Origin of the sequence: Terrabacter terrae, from assembly GCF_039529575.1 — a bacterium.
GTDB lineage: Bacteria > Actinomycetota > Actinomycetes > Actinomycetales > Dermatophilaceae > Terrabacter > Terrabacter terrae.
In genome coordinates this window covers 586,871-607,364 of the sequence record NZ_BAAANB010000001.1, presented here as the reverse complement: position 1 = coordinate 607,364, position 20,494 = coordinate 586,871, and the positions used below count along the sequence as shown (strand labels likewise).

At 72.1% G+C, this 20,494-nt stretch carries 17 protein-coding genes; 10 read left to right on the top strand and 7 right to left on the bottom strand.

Going from position 1 to position 20,494, the window contains the following annotated elements; all coding sequences use genetic code 11:
* The first annotated feature begins 37 nt into the window (after positions 1–37).
* Both serC and ABD194_RS02800 read left to right on the top strand, forming a co-directional pair.
* Entirely contained in the window at positions 38–1,189 is a 1,152-nt protein-coding gene (gene serC / locus ABD194_RS02805) for a phosphoserine transaminase (protein WP_425579941.1), read from the top strand.
* A 165-nt stretch (positions 1,190–1,354) separates the two neighbouring features.
* On the top strand, positions 1,355–2,734 hold the full coding sequence (locus ABD194_RS02800; RefSeq protein ID WP_343987171.1) for a lytic transglycosylase domain-containing protein: 1,380 nt from the start codon (positions 1,355–1,357) through the stop codon (positions 2,732–2,734).
* Between the two features lie 254 nt (positions 2,735–2,988).
* Here the strand turns inward: ABD194_RS02800 and ABD194_RS02795 are convergent, their stop codons facing one another.
* The gene (locus ABD194_RS02795; RefSeq protein WP_343987168.1) at positions 2,989–4,275 is read right to left on the bottom strand and encodes an MFS transporter; all 1,287 of its coding nucleotides are present in this window, start codon (positions 4,273–4,275) and stop codon (positions 2,989–2,991) included.
* On the bottom strand, positions 4,272–4,721 hold the full coding sequence (locus ABD194_RS02790; protein WP_343987165.1) for a MarR family winged helix-turn-helix transcriptional regulator: 450 nt from the start codon (positions 4,719–4,721) through the stop codon (positions 4,272–4,274). Before ABD194_RS02790 ends, ABD194_RS02795 begins: the two co-directional genes overlap by 4 nt.
* A gap of 155 nt (positions 4,722–4,876) precedes the next feature.
* Here ABD194_RS02790 and ABD194_RS02785 point away from each other — a divergent pair, with 155 nt between their 5' ends.
* Complete coding sequence (locus ABD194_RS02785; protein ID WP_343987162.1) at positions 4,877–5,257, top strand: hypothetical protein; 381 nt, start codon at positions 4,877–4,879, stop codon at positions 5,255–5,257.
* A 126-nt stretch (positions 5,258–5,383) separates the two neighbouring features.
* Here ABD194_RS02785 and ABD194_RS02780 read toward each other — a convergent pair whose 3' ends face one another.
* Positions 5,384–6,886: an NCS2 family permease gene (locus tag ABD194_RS02780; RefSeq protein ID WP_343987159.1), complete on the bottom strand. Its 1,503-nt coding sequence runs from the start codon at positions 6,884–6,886 to the stop codon at positions 5,384–5,386.
* A gap of 58 nt (positions 6,887–6,944) precedes the next feature.
* Between ABD194_RS02780 and ABD194_RS02775 the strand changes: the two genes are divergently transcribed.
* Entirely contained in the window at positions 6,945–7,247 is a 303-nt protein-coding gene (locus ABD194_RS02775; RefSeq protein ID WP_343987155.1) for a DUF2530 domain-containing protein, read from the top strand.
* A 20-nt stretch (positions 7,248–7,267) separates the two neighbouring features.
* On the opposite strand, the gene ABD194_RS02770 is transcribed toward ABD194_RS02775, so the two are convergent.
* The 3 genes from ABD194_RS02770 to ABD194_RS02760 form a co-directional block, all read right to left on the bottom strand.
* Complete coding sequence (locus ABD194_RS02770) at positions 7,268–8,155, bottom strand: DUF3027 domain-containing protein (RefSeq protein ID WP_343987152.1); 888 nt, start codon at positions 8,153–8,155, stop codon at positions 7,268–7,270.
* A gap of 4 nt (positions 8,156–8,159) precedes the next feature.
* Entirely contained in the window at positions 8,160–8,555 is a 396-nt protein-coding gene (locus ABD194_RS02765; protein WP_343987149.1) for a cold-shock protein, read from the bottom strand.
* A 144-nt stretch (positions 8,556–8,699) separates the two neighbouring features.
* Positions 8,700–9,641, bottom strand: coding sequence for an aldose 1-epimerase family protein (locus tag ABD194_RS02760; protein ID WP_343987146.1), 942 nt, complete (start codon positions 9,639–9,641; stop codon positions 8,700–8,702).
* Positions 9,642–9,733: 92 nt separating this feature from the next.
* On the opposite strand from ABD194_RS02760, the gene ABD194_RS02755 reads away from it, so the two are divergent.
* Positions 9,734–11,995, top strand: a complete 2,262-nt coding sequence (locus ABD194_RS02755) for a helicase-associated domain-containing protein (protein ID WP_343987143.1) — start codon at positions 9,734–9,736, stop codon at positions 11,993–11,995.
* Between the two features lie 111 nt (positions 11,996–12,106).
* On the opposite strand, the gene ABD194_RS02750 is transcribed toward ABD194_RS02755, so the two are convergent.
* Entirely contained in the window at positions 12,107–13,039 is a 933-nt protein-coding gene (locus ABD194_RS02750) for a hydroxymethylglutaryl-CoA lyase (RefSeq protein ID WP_343987140.1), read from the bottom strand.
* A gap of 103 nt (positions 13,040–13,142) precedes the next feature.
* Here ABD194_RS02750 and ABD194_RS02745 point away from each other — a divergent pair, with 103 nt between their 5' ends.
* From ABD194_RS02745 to ABD194_RS02725, 5 genes are all read left to right on the top strand, one after another.
* Complete coding sequence (locus ABD194_RS02745) at positions 13,143–14,795, top strand: DNA repair helicase XPB (RefSeq protein WP_343987137.1); 1,653 nt, start codon at positions 13,143–13,145, stop codon at positions 14,793–14,795.
* A 144-nt stretch (positions 14,796–14,939) separates the two neighbouring features.
* Entirely contained in the window at positions 14,940–15,662 is a 723-nt protein-coding gene (locus ABD194_RS02740; RefSeq protein WP_343987134.1) for a response regulator transcription factor, read from the top strand.
* A 4-nt stretch (positions 15,663–15,666) separates the two neighbouring features.
* A complete protein-coding gene (locus ABD194_RS02735; protein WP_425579932.1) occupies positions 15,667–17,187 on the top strand; it encodes a sensor histidine kinase in 1,521 nt (506 codons plus the stop codon).
* 74 nt (positions 17,188–17,261) lie between these two features.
* A complete protein-coding gene (locus ABD194_RS02730) occupies positions 17,262–18,566 on the top strand; it encodes a S1C family serine protease (RefSeq protein WP_343987127.1) in 1,305 nt (434 codons plus the stop codon).
* Between the two features lie 166 nt (positions 18,567–18,732).
* Positions 18,733–20,253, top strand: coding sequence for an SDR family NAD(P)-dependent oxidoreductase (locus ABD194_RS02725; RefSeq protein ID WP_343987124.1), 1,521 nt, complete (start codon positions 18,733–18,735; stop codon positions 20,251–20,253).
* Positions 20,254–20,494: the final 241 nt, after the last annotated feature.

The following is a 20,494-nucleotide window of genomic DNA, read 5'->3' as shown; positions in this document are numbered from 1 at the left end:
GAGCACAGTTGTCCACCAGGTGGGCCGCTGGGCGAGAATGGGCGCCGTGACCGACGCCCCAGCCGTGACCACGCCCATCTCCATCCCGGCCGAGCTCCTCCCGGCCGACGGACGGTTCGGCTCCGGCCCCTCCAAGGTGCGCCCCGAGCAGCTCGAGCACCTCGTCTCGCTCGGGCGCACGGTCCTCGGCACGTCCCACCGCCAGGCTCCGGTCCGGAGCCTCGTCGGGGAGGTCCGCGCCGGGCTGCGTGACCTCTTCTCCCTGCCCGAGGACCACGAGATCGTCCTCGGCAACGGCGGCTCGACCGCGTTCTGGGACATCGCCGCCTTCGGCCTCGTGCGCGAGCGCTCCCAGCACCTGGCCTTCGGTGAGTTCTCGAGCAAGTTCGCAGGCGTCACCAAGGCCGCCCCGTTCCTCGGCGACCCCACCGTCGTCACGGCCGACCCCGGCACACTGGCCTCCCCCCACGCCGAGGCCGGTGTCGACGCCTACGCCTGGCCGCACAACGAGACCTCCACCGGTGTCATGGCGCCGGTCCGGCGCGTCGAGGGCGCCGACCCCGACGCCCTCGTGCTCATCGACGCCACGTCCGGCGCCGGCGGCCTGCCCGTCGACATCACGCAGGCCGACGTCTACTACTTCGCCCCGCAGAAGTGCTTCGCCTCCGACGGCGGGCTCTGGCTCGCGGCCTTCTCCCCCGCCGCCCTGGACCGCGTCGACGAGATCGCGGCGTCGGGCCGCTGGGTCCCCGACTTCTTCAGCCTGCCGACCGCGATCGAGAACTCCCGCAAGGACCAGACCTACAACACCCCGTCGATCAGCACGCTGGCCCTGCTCGACAGCCAGCTGCAGTGGATGCTCGGCAACGGCGGCCTCGACTGGGCCGTCGCCCGGACGAAGGACTCCTCGAGCCGCCTCTACGACTGGGCCGAGCGGACGAGCTGGGCCAGCCCGTTCGTCGCCGACCCGGCCGCGCGGTCGCAGGTGGTCGGCACCGTCGACCTCGACGACGCGATCGACGCGGCAGCGGTCACCGCCACCCTGCGCGCCAACGGGGTGGTCGACGTCGAGCCCTACCGCAAGCTCGGGCGCAACCAGCTGCGCATCGCGATGTTCCCTGCCGTCGAGCCCGAGGACGTCGGCATCCTGACGCAGGCCATCGACCACGTGGTCTCGCAGCTGGGCTGAGCGCCGCAGCCCCGAGAGGGCGGGGACCCCGTATGCGGGTGCCCGGCCCTCTCGCACACCGCCCTCACGCAGATCGCCCGATCCACGGGCGTGACCTTCGGGGTACATCCCTCGTTGACCCGCCGAGACCGCCAACGGAGGCGGCCGACGCACCGAGGAGTTCCGATGGTCCGTATCGTCCGCGCAGGCACCACCGCGCGCCGGGTCGCTGCTGCCGTGCCGGTCATCGCCCTGGCCACGGCCGGCATCACGTTCGCCGCCACGCGAGGCACCGACGCCGCAGACGGCGCGGCACGCACGTCGGTGATCACCGTGCCCGACCAACCGATCACGCAAGGCAGCCCGCTCTACCCGCAGGCCGGACCGGCGCCTGCCCCGATGCAGCTGCCGCCGGTCTACCAGACCTTCACGCAGGACTACGCCCGCGTCGACGTGCCGGCCGAGGCGCGGGGCGCGGTCACCGCCATCGAGTCGCTCGCCCCGGTCCGGCTGGACGCGAACGGCATACCCTCGATCGCCCTCGCCGCCTACCAGCGGGCCGCCGGCGTGCTCGACGGCATCAAGCCCGGCTGCGGCATCGACTGGGCGCTCCTCGGCGCCATCGGCCGCGTCGAGAGCAACCACGCCCGCTTCGGCGGGAACGTGCTGGACGCCGGCGGCATCGCCCGGCCGGGCATCATCGGCATCCCACTGAACGGCTCGAACGGCACCGCTCGCATCTCCGACACCGACGGCGGCTCGCTCGACCGCGACCCCGTCTTCGACCGCGCCGTCGGCCCCATGCAGTTCATCCCGTCCTCGTGGCGCATGGCCGGGCGCGACGGCGACGGCGACGGGGTCGCCAACCCGCAGAGCCTGACCGACGCCGTCACCGGCGCCGGCGTGCTGCTGTGCTCGGGCGGCACCGACCTGCGCCGGCCGGGCGCGGCCTACCAGGCCGTGCTCCGCTACAACCACTCCGACGCCTACGTCCGCACGGTCCTGTCCATCGCCGACGCGTACCGACGCGGCGTCGCGGTGGTCCCCATGAGCGCGCTGCCCGCCGCACGGCCCGCACCCGGCACGGGTTCGGCCACTCCCGACGGCTCGGGCTTCGCGTATGCCGGTCCGCCGGCTCCCCGATCGACGGCTTCGCCGAGCGCTGACCCCACACCACGCTCCTCGGCGAAGCCGTCTCCCGCCCCCTCCGGCAGCGGCAAGCCGTCGTCGGCACCGAAGCCGGCACCCAAGCCGGCACCGAAGCCGAAGCCCGACCCGGTGCCGAAGCCCACGCCGAGCAAGCGCGGCTCCGGACTGCCCGTCCCGCTGCCCTCGGTCCCCGGTGTCCCCCTGCCGACGGTGACCGTCCCCGTGCCCAGCGTCCCCGGCGTGCCCTCGCCCACCCTTCCCGCGGAGATCGTGCGACTGCTGGCCCTGCCACACCTGCCGCTGGTGTCCGGTGACCCCAAGGACCTGGTCCGCGTGCTCGACCCGCTCAAGGCAAAGGTCGTGTGCGTCCTCGTCGACAAGGTCGTGACCTGCCCGTCAGGCGGTCTGCTCCCCTGACGAGACGCCGGCGCCGATACGACGAAGGGGCCACCCGCCGGGCGGGTGGCCGCTTCGTCGTGACGGCTCGTGACCGCTGCTGGAGGGCCTCGGTGATTGGGACCCGGCGCCGCGGTGGCTCGTTGCTCAATGGCTCGGTGGCTCGGTGGCTGTGTCGCCGGCGACCGCTCAGCGGTTCACGACTGCCGCGACGACGGCGATGAGCAGGAACAGCACGAGTGCAGCGACGGTGATGCGGTGCCGGAACTTGAAGCTCACTTCGTCACCTCAGGAGCCGTGGGCACGGGGGAGGCGAGCTGGATGCGCAACCGCGGCCGCCGCTGGGTCTGGATCGTCACCGCCACATTCTGCCGACGCGTGAACCAGAGGGCTACCCCGAGCAGGCTGAGGCCCACTGCGACCGTGCCGATGGCGATCGTCCAGCGGGGCCCCCACACGTCACCGATCCAGCCGATCACCGGCGCCCCGACGGGGGTGCCACCCATGAAGATCGCCATGTACAGCGCCATCACGCGCCCCCGCATGACGGGGTCGACGCTGACCTGGACCATCGCGTTGGCAGTGGTCAGGGCGGTCAGCGCGGACAGGCCGGTCGGCACGAGGAAGAGTGCGAAGAGCACGTAGTTCGGAGCCATGGCGAGCAAGGCGGTGGACACCGTGAAGCCGGCCAGGGCCACGAGGAGCACCCGCAGGCGCGGCCGGGCTCGCCGAGCCGAGAGCAGGGCGGCGGTGAGGGAGCCGACGGCCATGATCGAGCCGAGCAGGCCGTACTCCCCCGGGCCCTTGTCGAACACCTTGGTGGCCATCAGCGCCATGGTGAGCTGGAAGTTCATGCCGAAGGTGCCGAGCACGAAGACGAGCACCATGACGAGGATGATGTCGGGGCGGCCCTTGACGTAGCGCAGCCCCTGGCGGATCTTGCCCTTGCCCCGAGCCCGGGGCGAGGGCGTCAGCAGGCTGGCATTCATCCGCAGCAGCGCCACGAGCACGAAGACGAAGGTTGCGGCGTTGGCGAAGAGCGCCGGAGCGAGACCGAACCAGGCGATGACCAGGCCGGCCACGGCAGGGCCGATGAGGCGGCCGAGGTTGAAGGAGGCGCTGTTGAGCGCCACCGCGTTGGGCAGGTGCTCGGTGTCGACCATCTCGGACACGAAGGTCTGGCGGGCCGGGTTGTCGACGGCGGTCGCGACACCCTGCAGGAAGGCGAGCAGGTAGACGTGCCAGAGCTGCACCACGCCGGCCGCCGTGAGCAGGGCGAGCGCCAGCGCCGTCAGCAGCAGCGCGCTCTGGGTGAGGAAGAGCAGGCGTCGCTTGGGGAACCGGTCGACGAGCATGCCGGCGAAGGGCGCGAGGAGCAGGAACGGCAGGAACTGCAGCCCGGTGACGATGCCGAGGGCCGAGGAGGAGTGGTCGGTCAGGACCGTGAGGACGAGCCAATCCTGGGCGACGCGGCCCATCCAGGTGCCGACGTTGGAGACGATCGCGCCGGAGGCGTAGATGCGGTAGTTGGGGATCGAGAGCGAGTGGAAGGTGGGGCTCACTTGCTCGCCACCTTCGAGAGCACCACGGCCGCACGCTGGAGCAGCTCGCGCTCCTCGTCGGTGAGGTGCTCGAACCGGGAGAGCATCCACTCGTCGCGGTGCCGCCGGATGCGCTTCAGCGCCTTCTGGCCCTCGGAGGTCAGGGAGAGGATCACCTGCCGCCCGTCGGTGGGGTCGTCGGCCCGGGCGACGTAGCCGAGCTCGACGAGCGCGCTCGTGGAGCGCTTCATGCTGGGGGCCGAGACCCGCTCGATGTCGGCGAGCTCGCTGTTGGTGCGCGGTGTCCCCTCGAGGCGGGCCAGCACCGAGAACTGGTGAGGCGGGAGCTCGCGGTCGGACTCGAAGCGGACGCGCCGCGAGATGCGCATGCACGCGAGCCGGATGTCGTTGGAGAGGGAGACGAGCTCAGCGCGCGAGAGCTGGGCCGTCGAAGTCTTGGGGCGCAAGTTCAGGGTCCTCGGAAGTACTGTCTGGTGGTACTTACCTTAACTCATTACCTCGGCTAACCATTCCCGAACCCGCCGAAACCGCCCGCGGGACCTTGGCCTCTGGCGCGCGCGTCTCTCCCCACCCACGCTGGAAGTAGAAGGGAGGTGTGATCATGAGACTGAAGCTGAGAGACCTGATCGGGACCCTCCTGGTCCTCGCCATCGCGATCCCGTACGTCGGCTACCTGGTGCGCGGCGAGATGCCGCTCGTGCAGGACCCCCGCGGGATGTCGGCCGTCGGCCTGCTGCTGGGCACCGCCGCCTTCCTCGTCGTGAGGAGCGGCGACGAGCTCGACCGGTTCGGCAGGGGTGAGATCGGGCTGGCCGTCGTGTCACTGGCCCTCGGGCTGGCGGCACTGGTCTTCGCCGAGACCGCCTTCGCCGAGGTGCTGCTGGCCGTGTTCATGGCCTCGATCCTCGTCGTGTGGCTGCTGGAGATCGCCCACCACGCGGGGCTCGTGCACCTGCACGGCGCCCCGACGGCGCACGCATGACAGAGCGCCGGCCCTGCGGACCTACCGTCAGTCGGACGCAGGGCCGGCGCTCTGTCATCACCCGCTTCACCGTCCCCGCGCCGCACGTGCGAGCGAGAGGGCGTCAACGCATACGCGCTCGGTGGTTCAGGTGAACAGCGACTGGAGCGGCGCCTTGACGAAGTAGAGGACGAAGAAGGCAGCCACGATCCACAGGAGCGGGTGGACCTCGCGGGTCTTGCCGCGGACGATCTTGACGAGCACCCAGGCGATGAAGCCGGCACCGATGCCGACCGTGATGTTGTAGGTGAACGGCATCAGGACGATCGTCAGGAACGCCGGCAGGGCGATGTCCATGTCGTCCCACTCGATGTTCTTGACCTGCGTCATCATCAGGAACCCGACGATGACCAGCGCAGGCGCTGCGGCCTCCGACGGGACCACCGCGAAGAGCGGCGCCAGGAAGGTCGCGAGCAGGAACAGCACTCCGGTCACGATCGAGGCGAGCCCGGTGCGGGCACCCTCCTCGACGCCGGAGGCGGACTCGATGTAGGAGGTGTTGCTGCTGACGCCGCCGGCACCACCGGCGATGGCCGCGACGGAGTCGACGACGAGGATGCGGTCGGTGTGGGGCGGGTTGCCGTCCTCGTCGAGGAGCTTGGCCTCGGTGCCGATCGCGACGACCGTGCCCATCGTGTCGAAGAAGTCGGCGAGCAGCAGCGAGAAGACGAACATGATCGACGTGACGATGCCGAGCTTGCCGAACGAGCCGAGCAGGCTGAACTGGCCGAGGATCCCGAGGTCCGGCGTGTTGGTGATGCTGTCGGGCAGCCGGGGCACGGTCAGCGCCCAGGCCGACGGGTTGGTCAGGGCGCCCGACTTGTCGAAGATGCGCGGGCCGATGTGGAACACCGCCTCGAGCACCATCGCGAGCACCGTGGCGCCGACGATGCCGATGAGGATTGCGCCCTTGACCTTGCGGATCAGCAGCATCGCGATGAGGAAGACGCCGACGACGAAGACGAGGGTGGGCCAGCCGTCGAGGCTGCCGCCGATGCCGAGCTCGCTCGGGACCGTGCCGGGGGTCGTGGGCCGGCGCGCGAAGCCCGCGTCGATGACGCCGATGTAGGCGATGAACAGTCCGATGCCGACCGAGATCGCGACCTTGAGCGTGCCGGGGATCGCCTTGAACACGGCCTTGCGGAAGCCGGTCAGCACGAGGACGAGGATGATGATGCCCTCGATCACCACCAGGCCCATGAGGTCGGCGAAGGTGATCTTCTCGCTCGAGTGGGTGAGGACCATGCCGGTGATGAGGCCGTTGATGCCGAGGCCTGCGGCGAGGGCGATCGGGAAGTTCGCGACGAGCCCCATGAGAATCGACATGACGCCCGCGACGACGGCCGTGCCCACGGCGACGAGCAGCTTGCTCTGCTTCAGGTCGGTCGTGCCGCCGATCATCTCGCCGGAGCCGTCGATGACGCCCGAGAGGATGATCGGGTTGAGCACGACGATGTAGGCCATCGTGAAGAACGTCACGACGCCACCACGGACCTCACGGGCGACGGTGGACCCGCGCTCGGTGATCTTGAAGAAGCCGTCGAGCCCAGACCTGGTTGGCGTGGGGGTGGTGCGCGTATCCGTCGACATGCGGCACACCTTAGTGGTGGCATGTTACGGGCAGAAAACCAGACCCTAGGCTGTCTGCGTGACCGACGAGACCACTCCCGCCGCAGGCGCTCCGGGCGCCGCGCCGTCCGGCCCGGCGGCCGACCGCTCACCGGCCCCGCTCCCCGAGGACCTGCAGCCGCTGCACGTGCCGATGCTGCGCATCATCGAGGTCGGGCTCGCCGTCTGGGTCGTCGCGCTCCTCGTCACGCTGCTCGTGCCCGCCCTGCACACGGGCGACCGCTCCTGGTGGCCCTGGACCTGCGTGGCCGGTTTCCTGCTGGGCGGGCTCGGCTGGGCCTACGTACGCCGGGGGCGCGGCAACGCTAGCGACGCCGCCTGAGCGCCCCGGGTCTCCGGCCCTCAGTCGGTGACGGGGTCGTCCGAGCCGTGCTGCTCCTCGTCGGGCTCCTCGCCCGCCGCCGGCGTCTCGTCGTGCCCGGGCGTCTCGTCGTCGCCGGGCTTCTCGGCCGGCTCATGCACGGACCCCTCGGCAGGCTCGACGTCGACGGCGAACTCGTCGACGATGGGCTCGCCCACCGGCGTCGGCTCGGGGTGCTCCATGTCGGTCTCGGAGTGCGCCCCGCAGCCGTGGTCGAGCGAGACGACACGACCGTCCGAGGGACTCCACTCGTTGGCGCAGATGCCGAAGGTGACGCGCAGGGCGCCCGCCATGGGCAGGAAGTAGCCGCACGTGGTGCACTGCGCCGTCGCCTTGAGGGCCACGTCGGAGTTCGGGCCGCCCTCGCCGTCGTACCACCGGGTCGCCGCTGCCTCGCGGCCCTCGGCCGAGAGCACGCGCGGCCGGCCGAGACCGAGCTCGAAGAAGGCCGTCCGGTCGACGTCCTCCTCCCCCGTCGCCTCGAAGCCGTGTTCGAGGTTGGGGTCGTCGGGTCGGTAGGGCAGCACGTCGCCCGGTCCGAGGTCCCCGGGAGCCAGCCGGTCGGCATACGGCAGCCACTCGGGGGCGAGCACGGCGTCGGGGCCGGGCAGCAGGTTGGTCTCGCAGACGGTGGCGACCTTGGCGCGCGGGACGCGTGCGACGCTGACGCCCCACCGCCACCCGCGATAGCCCGGCGAGGTGCACTCGAACCAGTGCATGCCGAGGCGCTCGTCGAGCAGGTCCATGCCGAGGTGGGCGCCGATGGTGTCCGGCTCGGCGACCTCGTCGAGGACGTCTCGGGCCAGGCCGGCCGCCGCGAGCAGCACGGCGTCGGACCTGGTGTCGGTCTTGGGGACGGTGACGGTCATCGGCTCACTTCTCCAGCTCGTCGGCGAGTCCGCGCAGGGCGCGCGCGACGTTGGAGGCCAGCTTGCGCTCGGGGCGGCGGCCGACGCGATAGCCGTTGCCGACGCCGTCGAGCAGCTGCACGACGTCCTCGATGATGACGACGAGCTCCTCGGGGCTCTTGCGCTCGCGCGCCGACTTGTTGGCGGCCACGGACTGGACGGGGTCGAGCACCTTGACCGACAGCGCCTGCGCGCCCTTGCGGCCCTCGACGATGCCGAACTCGACCCGCACACCCTTCTTCAGGGTGGTGACCCCCGCGGGGAGGGCGTTCGCGTGCAGGAAGACGTCCGCGCCCGAGTCCTCGGAGATGAATCCGAAGCCCTTCTCCGCGTCGTAGAACCTGACCTTGCCAGTCGGCACAGTCCACCTCGTTCAGATCTCGGCCGGCCGTCCGACGACGACTCGATGGCGCTCCTTGCGCTCTCGTCCAGCCTAACCGTTCGCCGCAACGCGAATTCCCGCTCGCGGCAAGCCGGCCCCGAGGGCGTATGCCGCGTGGCCCGGTCACGCGGGCGTGATCCCCCAGGTGCCCGTCCACTCGTCACCGGGCTCGAGCACGACGAGGTCACGGCCCGAGTTGAAGGCGTCGGCGGGACAGCTCATCGGCTCGACCGCGACGCCGACCTCGCCCTTGCGGTCCTCGGCGATGGCGGTGAACACCTGCAGCCACGGGAAGGCTGCGTCGGCCCACAGCGTCGTCGCGCGGTCCGCCGCCGCGACGGTGCAGCGCCACATGCCGTCGGTGTCCCGCAGGACGTCGGTGTAGGCGGTGTCGAGGGTGGCGTCCCCGACGCGCCGGGCCGCGCGGAAGTCGCACGGCTGCCCGTCCACCGAGTGCGTGGCGGCGGGCAGCAGGCGCTCGTCGACCTCCACCCACGTGGCGGCGGGGATGTGCAGCTCGACGTCGGGCAGCAGGGTGTCACCGATCGCGAGATAGGGGTGGGCGCCGTAGCCGAAGGGGGCTGCGGACGGCCCCACGTTGCGGGCGGCCGCGGTGACGACGAGGCCGGAGTCCTCGAGCAGGTAGGTGGTGCGCAGGTCGAGGAAGTGGTCCCAGCCGGGCTGCGGGTGCAGGCGGTAGCCGACGGTCACGCGGTCGTCCTCCAGCTCGACGAGCTCCCACAGCGCCCACCGCACGAGCCCGTGGCTCGCGTTGCCGCGCGCGACCTCGGTGATCGGGAGCTGGTGCTCAGTGCCGCCGGACGTGTAGCGGCCGTCGCGCAGCCGGTTGGGCCAGGGCATCAGCTGCTGGCCGCGGCCCGAGGCGCACGGCTCGTCGGCGGCATACCCCGCGACGAGGTCGACCCCGTCCCGGGTGAAGGTGCGCAGGCCTCCTCCCACCTCGACGACGGTGGCCTCGTAGGGGCCGTGGCCGATGGTCCACTGCTCCCCGGTGGGTCGTGCCGGGGCCGGCTCGGCGGGTGCCGCGGGCGAGAGCGCGCTCATGGGGGCAACGCTAGCGGGACGGCCGGGGCCGCACGGCGGAGGCCACCGCATTCGGGCGCAGCCGTCCATCGGGCGGCAAGTAGGTTGGGAGGATGGCCACGTCCAGCCGCAGCCTCGCCGACGACATCCGCGGCAGGAGCGATGCAGAGCTCATCGACCTCGTGCTCGCGCGCCCAGACCTCGCGCGCCCCGCGCCGGCCGACCTGACGAGCCTGGCTGCCCGCGCCGGCACGAGGGCGAGCGTGCAGCGGGCGGTCGAGGCGCTCGACCGCGGCCACCTGCAGGTGCTCGAGGCGGTGGTCGTCGCGGGCGACGCAGCCGACCGGAGTGCCCTGATGCGGCTGCTCGGCACCGACGACAGGCCGACGGTCGATGCCCTCGTGCAGGACCTCTGGCGCTCGGCCCTGCTGTGGCGCGGCACCGACGGCGACCACGTCGTGCGCACCGTCCCGGAGGTCCTCGGCAGCGCGGTCGCCGGCCTCGGGGCGCCGATGCGCGAGCTGCGCCCGTCCTCGCCTCCCGAGCAGGCCGACGCCGAGCAGATCCGGGCCGCTCTCGCCGAGGCGCCCGACGAGGCACGCGCCATGCTCGAGCGGATGACGTGGGGGCCGGCCTTCGGCGTGCTGCCGACCGGCGGCCCGGGCCGAACGACGGCCCGCTGGCTCCTCGAGCACCACCTGCTCGTGCCCGTGTCGGTCGACCGGGTGGCGCTGCCTCGGGAGGTGGGGCTCGTGCTGCGGGACGGCCGGCTGCACCGTTCGGTCGAGCTGACCCCGCCCGACGTCGCCACCGGCAGGGTCTCCCTCGTCGACGCCGCGGCCGGGGGCGCGGCGAGCGAGTGCCTGACCCACCTCGACGAGCTCGCCGCCGACTGGGGCGCCGCCCCACCGCGGGTCCTGCGCGCCGGGGGGCTGTCGGTGCGCGACCTGCGCGTCACCCAGCAGTCGCTCGACCTCGATCCCGAGCACACCGCCTTCGTCGTCGAGCTCGCGTATGCCGCCGGCCTCGTCGCCGACGACGGCGAGGTCGAGCCGGTGTGGGCTCCCACGTCGGAGCTGGACGAGTGGAGCTCGAGCGAGGCCGGCCACCGCTGGGCCTCGCTCGCGGTCGCGTGGCTCGGCTCGACCCGTGCCTCGCACCTCGTCGGCCGGCGCACCACCGGCGCCGGGCCGGCGAACGCGCTCGGCCCGGACGTGCAGTGGCCGGCGATCCGCGCGATCCGGCGCGAGGTGCTGGGCGAGCTGGCCCTGCTCGAGCCCGGCACGGCCGCCGACCACGCCTCCCTGCGCGAGCGCCTCGCCTGGCGCCGGCCGAACCGGTCGTCCGCCGTGCTCGACGAGGCGGTCGAGGCCGTGCTGCGCGAGGCCGAGTGGCTGGGCCTGACCGGGCGCGGCGCGCTGTCCGAGGCGGGACGAGCCCTGCTCTCGTCGCCGGCCTCGGTCGACGAGGTCGCCGCCGCGATGTCGCCGCACCTGCCCTCGCCGGTGGACCACATCCTCGTCCAGGCCGACCTGACGGCGGTCGCGCCGGGGCCGCTCGTGGGCGGCCTCGGGTCGTTCATGCGCCTGGCCGCCGAGGTGGAGTCCCGCGGCGGGGCCACCGTCTACCGCTTCACCCCCGAGTCGGTGCGGCGCGCCCTCGACGCCGGCTGGACCGCGGCCGACTTCGTCGACACGGTGCGCCGCTCCAGCCGGACCCCGCTCCCGCAGCCCCTCGAGTACCTCGTGGCCGACGTCGCCCGCAGGCACGGGCAGACCCGCATCGGCGGCGCGGCGGCATACATCCGCTCCGACGACGAGTCGGTGCTCGACACGATGCTCGCCTCCCGCGACCTCGCTCCCCTGCGGCTGCGCCGCCTCGCGCCGACGGTGCTCGTCTCGTCGGCCGACCCGCGGGTGCTCGTCGACCTGCTGCGCGACAACGGCTTCGCGCCCGTCCACGAGAGCCAGGACGGCACCGTGGTCCACGCGGAGACACCGCGCCGGCGGGCGGGGTCACGGCGTCGCGGGCCGGCGCCCAGGGTCTCCCCCGTCGACCGCGACCACACCCAGTCGCTCGTCGACGGCCTGCGTGCCGCAGAGGCCACCGCGGACCAGCGGCGCGCCGAGGACGAGGCACGTCCCGGGCCCCGCATCCAGGCCATGGACCCCGTCGTGACGCTCTCGCTGCTGCGCGACGCGGTCGCCGAGCGGCACGGGGTCTGGATCGGCTACTCCGACGGGCACGGCTCCACGAGCCGGCATCTCATCCACCCGCAGCGGGTCGAGGGCGGCCGGGTCCGCGCCACCGACGAGGCCGGTCACGAGAAGTCCTTCTCGGTGCACCGGATCACCGGCGCCACCCTGGAGTCCTGACCTCACCTGACCCGCCCCGGCACATCCAGCCGGGGACAGATGACCCGCTTCGCGTCCGATCCCGTCGCGGCTGAGCGTGAGCAGCACCCCAAGGTGCGTCATCGGTCCCGATCAGCCGCCGTCGAGGGCGCGGACGACGTTGCTCGGCGAGGGGCGGCCCAGCTGCTGGGCCATCCAGACCGACGTCTCGACGAGCCTCTCCAGGTCGACGCCGGTCTCCACACCGGCGCCGTGCAGGGCCCACACGAGGTCCTCGGTGGCGAGGTTGCCGGTGGCCGACCTCGCATAGGGACAGCCGCCGAGGCCGCCGGCCGACGCGTCGACGACCGAGACGCCGTCGCGCAGGGCCGCCATCGTGTTGGCGAGCGCCTGCCCGTAGGTGTCGTGGAAGTGCACGGCGATGCGGTCGGCGCCGATGCCGCGGGCCGCGAGCGCCTCGAGCAGGCGGCGGACGTGACCGGTGGTGCCGACGCCGATCGTGTCGCCCAGGCTCAGCTCGTGGCAGCCGAGGTCCATGAGCCGCTCGGCCGTGTCGACGACCTGCTCGACCGGCACCGGGCCCTCCCAGGGGTCGCCGAAGCACATCGAGACGTACGCCCGCACCCACATGCCGCCCTCGAGGGCGCGCTTCACGACCGGCTCGAACATCGCGTACTGCTCGGACACCGAGCGGTTGAGGTTCTTCTGCGCGAAGGTCTCGGTGGCCGACCCGAAGATCGCGATGGCCGTCAGCCCCAGCTCCTCGGCGCGGTCCAGGCCCCGCTCGTTGGGCACGAGGGCGGGGCGACGAGGCCCGAGGCCGTCGGCACCGAGTGCCCCGAGCACCTGCTCGGCGTCGCCCATCTGCGGCACCCACTTCGCCGGGACGAACGACGTCGTCTCGATGGTGCCGAGCCCTGCGGCCTCGAGACGCCGGATGAACTCCACCTTGGTCGCGGCCGGCACGACGGTCTTCTCGTTCTGCAGCCCGTCGCGCGGACCGACCTCGTAGATCGTCACCTTCGCGGGCAGCCCCGTCGCCGCCTCGACCTGTGGGGATCGCATGCGCCCATACTGTCACCAGGCGAGGAGACCCCCGGTTCGATGTAACGCCGCGTCGCGGGTGGCTCCGGAATACATCGAACGGGAGGGAGGGTTGGACGAGTCGATGAATGACGGACCCCTGATCGTCCAGAGCGACAAGACCCTCCTCCTCGAGGTCGACCACGCGAACGCCGAGGCTGCGAGGCGAGCCATCGCACCCTTCGCCGAGCTCGAGCGAGCCCCCGAGCACGTGCACACCTACCGCATCACCCCCCTCGGCCTGTGGAACGCCCGCGCCGCCGGGCACGACGCCGAGCAGGTCGTGGACGCCCTCATGACGCACAGCAGGTATGCCGTCCCGAACGCCCTGCTCGTCGACGTGGCCGACACGATGGACCGCTACGGCCGCCTGACCCTCGAGAAGGAGGGCCTCCCCGACTCCCCCGAGGGCACCCGGCTCGTGCTGCGCACGACCGACCGCCCGGTGCTGGAGGAGGTCCTGCGGCACAAGAAGATCAAGCCGCTGACCGGCGAGCGCCTCGACGACCTCGCCGTCGTGGTGCACCCCAGCGAGCGTGGCACCCTCAAGCAGGAGCTGCTCAAGGTCGGCTGGCCGGCCGAGGACCTCGCCGGCTACGTCGACGGAGAGGCCCACGCGATCGACCTCGACCAGGCCGGCTGGCACCTGCGCCCCTACCAGCAGCAGGCGGTGGACGGCTTCTGGCACGGCGGCTCCGGCGTCGTCGTGCTGCCCTGCGGCGCGGGCAAGACGCTCGTCGGCGCCGGCGCGATGGCCGCCGCCAAGGCGACGACGCTCATCCTCGTCACCAACACCGTCAGCGCCCGGCAGTGGAAGGACGAGCTGCTCAGGCGCACGACCCTGACCGAGGACGAGATCGGTGAGTACTCCGGTGCCCGCAAGGAGATCCGGCCCGTCACGATCGCGACCTACCAGGTGCTGACGACGAAGCGGAAGGGCGCCTACGCGCACCTCGACCTGCTCGACGCCCGCGACTGGGGCCTGGTCGTCTACGACGAGGTGCACCTGCTGCCCGCGCCGATCTTCCGCATGACCGCGGACCTGCAGGCGCGCCGCCGCCTCGGCCTCACCGCCACCCTCGTGCGCGAGGACGGCCGCGAGGCCGACGTCTTCAGCCTCATCGGCCCCAAGCGCTTCGACGCGCCGTGGAAGGACATCGAGGCCCAGGGCTACATCGCCCCCGCCGACTGCGTGGAGGTGCGGGTCAGCCTCCCCGACGGCCAGCGGATGGCGTATGCCGTCAGCGAGCCGGAGGACCGCTACCGCCTCGCGTCGTGCTCCGACTCCAAACTCCCCGTCGTCGAGAAGCTCGCCCAGCAGCACGCCGGCGAGCCGACCCTCGTCATCGGCCAGTACCTCGACCAGCTCCACGAGGTGGCCGAGCGGCTCGGCGCCGAGGTCATCACCGGCGAGACGACCGTCAAGGAGCGCCAGCGCCTCTACGACGCCTTCCGCACCGGCGCGGTCACGACGCTCGTCGTCAGCAAGGTCGCGAACTTCTCCATCGACCTGCCCGAGGCCAGCGTCGCCATCCAGGTCAGCGGCACGTTCGGGTCGCGCCAGGAGGAGGCCCAGCGCCTCGGCCGGGTCCTGCGGCCCAAGGGCGACGGGCGCACCGCGCACTTCTACACCGTCGTCAGCCGCGACACCGTCGACGCCGACTTCGCCGCGCACCGCCAGCGCTTCCTCGCCGAGCAGGGCTACGCGTACCGGATCGTCGACGCCGACGACCTCTGAGCCGCACGCGCACCTCGCGTGAGGCGGGGCGGAGCCGACGGCATACGCCCTCGGTGACCCCCGGGTGTCGGCATCCACCGGGCGCGGAGGAAGAGTCCGACCGTCTCCCAGCCAACTCCCAGCAAACACGCCGACACTGGTCTCGTGGACACCCAGACAGCACCGACCTCGGAGGCTCGGCTCCTCGTCGTCGAGGACGAGCCGAACATCCGCGAGCTGCTCGCGACGTCACTGCGCTTCGCCGGCTTCGAGGTCGAGACGGCTGCCGACGGCACGACGGCCCTCGCCCTCGCCGAGGAGTCCGACCCCGACCTCGTCGTGCTCGACGTCATGCTCCCCGACGTCGACGGCTTCGAGGTGACCCGCCGGTTGCGCGACCGCGGCCGCCAGCAGCCGATCGTCTTCGTCACCGCACGCGACGCGACCGGCGACAAGATCCAGGGGCTCACGGTCGGCGGCGACGACTACGTCACCAAGCCCTTCAGCCTGGAGGAGGTCATCGCCCGCATCCGCGCGGTGCTGCGCCGCACCCGGGGCCAGGCCGACGACGGCGCGACCCTGCGCTTCCACGACCTCGAGCTCAACGAGGACTCCCACGAGGTGCGCCGTGGCGGCCGGGTCATCGACCTGTCCCCCACCGAGTTCAAGCTGCTGCGCTACCTGCTGCTCAACCCCAACCGGGTGCTGTCCAAGCTGCAGATCCTCGACCACGTGTGGGACTACGACTTCCGGGGTGAGTCCGGCATCGTCGAGTCCTACATCTCCTACCTGCGGCGCAAGATCGACGCCGACGGCCCCTCGCTCATCCACACCAAGCGCGGCGTGGGCTACGTTCTCCGAGTGCCCCCCGAGCTGACCACGACCTGACCGGATGGTCGACGTGAGCCCCCAGCCGGCCGCCCGACGAGCCGGTCGGGAGAGCACGGCATCGCGCCTGCGCACCATGCCGCTGCGCTGGCGCCTGCTCGGCGTCACGCTCGCGCTGATCGCCATCGCGCTGGCCGTGACCTCGCTGGTCGTCAGCGCCCTGCTGCGCGTCTACCTGCTCAACCAGACCGAGCAGGAGCTGTCGGTCTACGCGGCCAGCCTCGCGACGATCGACCCGTCGGAGCTGAAGGCGGACGGCCCACAGCTGCCGACCGGCGTCACCACCGGAATGATCGACGCGCGCACCGGTCGCTCACGGACCATCGGCGAGGCGGTGACGGAGTCCAACCAGGCGGAGTTCCCCCGGTTGACGCCGAGCGACCCGAGGGTGGTCAACCGCACCTCCTTCCGGATCGGCTCGAGCGACGGCGCCGGGGAGTGGCTGGCCCTCGCCCAGCTCAACGAGCCGGGCACCGAGATCTACGTGCTGGCCATCCCGCTCGGCCCGCTCGACCGAACCGTCGACCAGTTCCTGCTTTACACCGCCGGCATCGGGGCCATCACGCTCATCGTCACCGCGGTGCTCGGGTGGTTCCTCGTGCGGCGCACCTTCCGTCCCCTGACCCGGATCGAGGACACGGCGGCCCAGATCGCGGTCGGCGACCTCACGCAGCGCGTCGACGTGCCCGACACGCAGGACGAGGTCGCCTCCCTGTCCCGCTCCCTCAACGCGATGCTGGCGCGCATCGAGCAGAGCTTCGCCGTACGCGAGGCCAACGAGGCGAAGATGCGGCGCTTCATCGCCGACGCCTCGCACGAGCTGCGGACGCCGCTCGCCGCCGTGGGTGGCTACGCCGAGCTCTACCGGCAGGGCGCACTGCCGACCGGTGACGCCGTGACGGGCGCCATGGGGCGCATCGAGTCGGAAGCGCACCGGATGAGCGGGCTCGTCGAGGACCTGCTGACGCTGGCGCGCCTCGACGGCGAGCGCCCGCTCCAGCTGCAGACGGTCGACCTGGCGGTCCTCGCCGCCGACGCCGCCCAGGACGCGCGGACCATCGCTCCCGACCGCCACATCGTCGCGACCGGCATCTCCGGTCCCATCGAACCGACGGAGCTGCAGGCGGACGAGCAGCAGCTGCGACAGGTGGTGACCAACCTCGCCACCAACGCGCGGATTCACACGCCCGTCGGCACGCCGATCGAGATCCTGGTGGGCCGGGTCGACCAGGGGCACGTGGCCGTCCACGTCCGCGACCACGGGCACGGCATACCCCCGGAGGAGCGCGCCGACGTGTTCGAGCGCTTCTACCGCGCCGACCGGTCCCGCAGCCGCGGCAGCGGGGGCGGCAACGGCCTCGGCCTCGCCATCGTGCACGCGATCGTCGACGCCCACGGCGGCACGGTGACGGTCCGCGAGACGCCCGGCGGCGGTGCGACCTTCGTCGTGGAGCTGCCCGTCGATCCACAGGAGCCGCTCGACGGCCGGATCCACCGCTCGTCCCAAGGCACAGCCGATTCCTAGGAAGGCCACAACGGCGACCAAAGCTGGGTAGGTGTCATGGAGGCATCACCCCAGAGCGAGGAGGAGCCATAGCCATGGCACCTGACAACGAGACCCAGCAGATCCCCGAGGCCGACTACTACAGCCGTCCGGCCGCCCCCGTGCCGTCCACGACGAGCACGGCGACGTCCATGCCTCCCGCCGGGCCGACCCCGCCGCTCGGTCCCGGCAGCCGGCCGCAGCCTCGGCGCGACGGCCGCCTCGGCCAGACCCTCGGCGCTGCCCTGATCGCGGCCGTCCTCGCCAGCGGGGGCACGTACGCACTCACCCACGCGGGCGAGCAGGGATCCTCCTCCTCGACCACCCCCACGGCCACGGCCACGACGAACACCAACCAGAACACCTCCCCCACGGTGACGCAGGGCAGCTCCACGGCCCCTGACTGGACCACCGTCGCGGGCGCCGTGTCACCGAGCGTCGTCAGCATCGACGTCACGACGGCACAGGGCGCAGGGGCCGGCTCCGGCGTCGTCTTCGACGACCAGGGACACGTTCTGACCAACAACCACGTCGTGGAGGGCGCCGGCGGCAACGGCTCCATCACGGTGACCCTGAGCGACGGACGCACCTACGCCGCCTCCGTCGTCGGCACCGACCCCTCGACCGACCTCGCGGTCATCAAGCTGTCCGGCGCCCCGAAGGACCTCGTCCCGATCAGCCTCGGCAACTCCGACTCGCTCAAGGTCGGCGCCCCGGTCATGGCCGTCGGCAACCCGCTGGGCCTGTCGGGCACCGTGACCACCGGCATCGTCTCGGCGCTCAACCGTCCGGTCAGCACGGGCAGCCCGAGCGAGTCCCCGTTCGGCCAGCAGCAGTCCTCCGGCAACGAGGTGGTGACCAACGCGATCCAGACGTCGGCCGCGATCAACCCGGGCAACTCGGGTGGCGCGCTCGTCAACGCCAAGGGTGAGCTCGTCGGCATCAACAGCTCGATCGCCTCGCTCGGGCAGAGCCAGGGCAGCCAGAGCGGCAACATCGGCATCGGCTTCGCCATCCCCGTCAAGGAGGCCAAGTCCATCGCCGACCAGCTGATCAGCAGCGGCAAGGCGCAGCACGCCTTCCTCGGGGTCAGCACGCGCGACACCGTGGTCACCGACGGCAACGCCAAGCGCGCGGGCGCCCAGGTCGTGTCCGTCAGTGGCGGCACCCCCGCCGCCAACGCGGGCATGAAGAGCGGCGACGTCGTGATCGCCGTCGACGGCCAGCGAGTCGACTCGGCCACCGCGCTCGTGGCCCAGATCCGCGAGATGAAGGCCGGCGACAAGACCACCCTGACCATCATCCGCGACGGCTCTCGGAAGGACGTCTCCGTGACGCTCGCCGTCAAGCCGGCCGGCTGACAGACCTCCCCTCCCCGCGTATGCCGTCGGGCTCGCGGCCGTCCTCGCCATCCACTCCCTGTGGCGCGGACGCCCGCCCGCCCGGCGGCATACGTCATCGCCGCTAGCGCCGGGCACCGTGGCCGCGGATTGGGGAGCCGACCGCCCTGCCCCGTACCCTTGCGCGGTGAGTCTGACCGAAACCGAGCTCGACCCCTCCGCCGTCGTGAGCCTCGACCCCGAGGACGTCGCGACGGCGGTGCGCGTGCTCGCCCTGGCCCCGTCGCTCGACCTGGACGACCCCGACTTCGAGACCCTCAAGCGGGCGGCCTCGCTGATGTACAAGCGACTCAAGAAGGACCGGCGCAACGCCAAGACGTGGGCCGAGCGCAAGGCGGACCGCCAGGTGATCGAGTCGACGGCGACGGGCTCACCGATGCGCATCGACGACGAGACGAGGGGGATCCCCTTGGTCTCCAACGCGACCGGAGCCTTCGCCGGCGAGCTCGTCAACCCGCGCGGCTGCTACATCTGCAAGGGGGACTACACGCTCGTGGACGCGTTCTACCACTGGCTGTGCCCCGACTGCGCGAGGAAGAGCCACGCCAGGCGCGACCAGCGCACCGACCTGACGGGCAGGCGGGCGCTGCTCACCGGCGGCCGCGCCAAGATCGGGATGTACATCGCCCTGCGCCTGCTGCGCGACGGCGCGCACACGACGATCACGACGCGTTTCCCCAAGGACGCCATGCGCCGGTTCGCTGCGATGGAGGACAGCGCCGACTGGATCCACCGGCTCAAGGTCGTGGGCATCGACCTGCGTGATCCCACCCAGGTCATCGCCCTCGCCGACGAGGTCGCCGCTGCCGGCCCGCTCGACATCCTGGTCAACAACGCGGCCCAGACGGTGCGCCGCTCCCCCGGCGCCTACGGCCGGCTGGTCGAGCTCGAGTCCGCGCCGCTGCCCGAGGGTGTGGCCCTGCCCGAGATGGTGACCTTCGACCGGATCAGCGAGGCGCACCCGGCCTCGATCGCCGGCGCCCTGGGGAGCCACGCCGTCGCGCACCACGACGGCGAGTCGGTCGAGCACGCCCTGGCGGCGCAGACGGCGGCGTCGATGACGGCGCTGGCGCTGACCGCCGGCAACGCGAGTCTCGACGCGCACCTGGCCGGCACGGCCGTGGACGCCGGCGGCCTGCTGCCCGACCTGCAGCGCACGAACTCGTGGACGCAGCGGGTCGAGGAGGTCGACCCCCTCGAGCTGCTCGAGGTGCAGCTGTGCAACTCGACGGCGCCGTTCCTGCTCGTCTCGCGGCTGCGCCCGGCCATGCGGGCTGCCGTGGCGGCCGGGGCCCGACGCGCTTACGTCGTCAACGTGTCGGCGATGGAGGGTCAGTTCTCGCGCCGCTACAAGGGACCCGGCCACCCGCACACCAACATGGCCAAGGCCGCCCTCAACATGCTCACCCGCACCAGCGCCGGGGAGATGTTCGAGAGCGACCGCATCCTCATGACGGCCGTGGACACCGGCTGGATCACCGACGAGCGGCCGCACGACGAGAAGCTGCGCATCGCCGCCGAGGGCTGGCACGCACCGCTCGACCTGGTCGACGGCGCGGCCCGGGTCTACGACCCGATCGTGCGCGGCGAGGCCGGCGAGGACCTGTACGGCTGCTTCGTCAAGGACTACGAGCCCAGCCCCTGGTGACCCGCCCTGTCGGTGCGCGGTGGTCCCGGTCGAACACGACTGGCGGCTCCGACAGGACGAACCGGGTTCCGCGACCACCTCGGGCCGGCGCGAGGGCCGGCGGTTGCTGTGCGTTGGGTCGTGTGGTGACGCAGCCACTGCTGCCGTGTCCGTGGATCACCTGAGGACCCAACGCACAGGGGGCCGGCTGGGTCGGCCGGGCGTCGTCGGGGTCGGCCGGGACCGAGCCGTGGGCGTCGAC

What these genes read in the sequence shown, in the direction of transcription:
- ABD194_RS02735 (WP_425579932.1), top strand. Translation starts at nt 15,667, where the DNA reads ATGGTCGACGTGAGCCCCCAGCCGGCCGCCCGACGAGCCGGTCGGGAG.
- ABD194_RS02785 (WP_343987162.1), top strand. Translation starts at nt 4,877, where the DNA reads ATGAGACTGAAGCTGAGAGACCTGATCGGGACCCTCCTGGTCCTCGCC.
- ABD194_RS02755 (WP_343987143.1), top strand. Translation starts at nt 9,734, where the DNA reads ATGGCCACGTCCAGCCGCAGCCTCGCCGACGACATCCGCGGCAGGAGC.
- serC (WP_425579941.1), top strand. Translation starts at nt 38, where the DNA reads ATGGGCGCCGTGACCGACGCCCCAGCCGTGACCACGCCCATCTCCATC.
- ABD194_RS02730 (WP_343987127.1), top strand. Translation starts at nt 17,262, where the DNA reads ATGGCACCTGACAACGAGACCCAGCAGATCCCCGAGGCCGACTACTAC.
- ABD194_RS02800 (WP_343987171.1), top strand. Translation starts at nt 1,355, where the DNA reads ATGGTCCGTATCGTCCGCGCAGGCACCACCGCGCGCCGGGTCGCTGCT.
- ABD194_RS02780 (WP_343987159.1), bottom strand. Translation starts at nt 6,886, where the DNA reads ATGTCGACGGATACGCGCACCACCCCCACGCCAACCAGGTCTGGGCTC.
- ABD194_RS02745 (WP_343987137.1), top strand. Translation starts at nt 13,143, where the DNA reads ATGAATGACGGACCCCTGATCGTCCAGAGCGACAAGACCCTCCTCCTC.
- ABD194_RS02770 (WP_343987152.1), bottom strand. Translation starts at nt 8,155, where the DNA reads ATGACCGTCACCGTCCCCAAGACCGACACCAGGTCCGACGCCGTGCTG.
- ABD194_RS02760 (WP_343987146.1), bottom strand. Translation starts at nt 9,641, where the DNA reads ATGAGCGCGCTCTCGCCCGCGGCACCCGCCGAGCCGGCCCCGGCACGA.
- ABD194_RS02750 (WP_343987140.1), bottom strand. Translation starts at nt 13,039, where the DNA reads ATGCGATCCCCACAGGTCGAGGCGGCGACGGGGCTGCCCGCGAAGGTG.